At 67.0% G+C, this 1,614-nt stretch carries 2 protein-coding genes; one reads left to right on the top strand and one right to left on the bottom strand.

The window, feature by feature from the left end:
• A partial coding sequence (locus AC1VTH_RS08205; protein ID WP_481335694.1) for a hypothetical protein occupies nucleotides 1-355 on the top strand: 355 nt, incomplete at its 5' end.
• 195 nt (nucleotides 356-550) lie between these two features.
• Here AC1VTH_RS08205 and AC1VTH_RS08200 read toward each other — a convergent pair.
• A partial coding sequence (locus tag AC1VTH_RS08200) for an ABC transporter permease (protein WP_481335692.1) occupies nucleotides 551-1,614 on the bottom strand: 1,064 nt, incomplete at its 5' end.

Genomic DNA, 1,614 nt, shown 5'->3' with positions numbered 1-1,614 from the left:
CCACCACGACCTGCCGCACGGCGCGGGCCTCATCATGATCGCGTGCGCCTACCACCAGCACATGATCGACGCCCACGCCTGCGACGACCGCTACGTCGAGATGGCCCGCCTCATGGGCGCGAGCGAGGACGAGGTCGCCAAGCAGGGCCCGTCTGCCTTCGTGTCCGAGCTGGCGCGCCTCAAGCGTGAGTGCGGCATGGACGGCCTTGCCATGAGCGAGTGGGGCATCACCCGAGACGAGCTGCCCGCCGTTGCCGAGAACGCCATCACGACCAACGGCGCGCTCTTTGGCCACGACCCGGTCGAGCTCTCGGTCGACGACGTCACCGCGATTCTCGAGGCAAGCTGGAAGTAGGCATTCGCCGCGTGCGGGGGCGGGCTGGCGCAGGTGCCAACCCGCCCCCTTTGTGAGAAGGGAAGCTCGTCGAGACCTTCACGCAGGCCACCTACGCGGCGGCGCTAGGCCTCGACGAGCTGTAGGTGGGCGGCGAGCGGGGCGAGTCGGCGCTCGGCCCGCCCCGCCGCGCGCGTCGACCCACACCCTGCTGCGCTACTCCTGGACCTTGAGGGCGAGCGACATCGGCATGCGGCGGATCGAGCGCAGGTGGAGAAGCGCCGCGACGACGTAGGTGGCAAAGCCCGTGAGCACGCACTGGGCCATGGCGCCCGCGGGGACGAAGATCTCGATGTTGCCGTTGTAGGCGTAGAGCATCGAGCGGAAGATCGCCGTGAGCGCACCGATGAGCAGCGGCTGCGTGAGCAAAAGCGACGCTACGACGCACCACGTGATCGAGCGCACGTAGAGGTGGCTCACCTCGCGGTCGCGGTAGCCAAAGACCTTCATGTACGAGATGCTGCGCGCGCTGCGGTCGATGACGGCCTTCGTGAGCAGGTAGATGAAGATGAGGAAGATGAACACGGCGATGCCCATCAGCAGGTACATCATGTTGCCCATCGAGTCGGTCATCTGCTCGCCAATCTTGTCCATGTCCGCGGGCGTGAGCTCGCTCGCGAGCCAGCGCGCGTCGATGTCGAGCGGTTCGTCGCTCGCTATTGCGTTGAAGTAGCCGCTCGCGTTTCCCAGCAGCGTGTTGAAGGTGTCGAGGTCGAGGTAGACGTTGAGGTCGGACTTGGTGCCCCAGGTGCCGTCGATCTTGAGGCGATAGGTCGTGTCAGTGTACTTGTCCCAGAGGGTAATCGTGTCGCCCGCGCCCAGGCCGTACTTGTCTGCGATGCCCGCGCCCACGACGACGCGCCCGCCCGCGACGTCGAGCCCCTTCCAGTAGCGGGAGTCCTCACGGATTCCATAGACGCTCAGGCCCTCGTAGCCCGCGTCTTGTCCGCGGTCATATTGCAGCTGGTAGATGCCGTAGCTCTCGGCCTGCTCGATGGCCTCGCTCGAATTGGCGGCGAGGTTCACCGCGTGGTCGTCCTCGTCGATGCGCGCGAGGCTGCGCACGAAGTCGGCGCGCTCGTCGCCCGTGAGGCCCAGCTCGTCGATGTCCGAGACCGAGGCCAGGCGGTCGTACGCCTCCCAGCTTGCCCGCGCCTCGTCCGTGCCCGTGAGGTCGACGGGACGCTTCAGGGTGTACTGGTGGGCGGCCACCATGCCGC

The organism is Parolsenella sp. (assembly GCF_982402205.1).
Note: the sequence above shows the minus strand (reverse complement) of the source record. Positions and strands in the feature narration are given on the sequence as shown.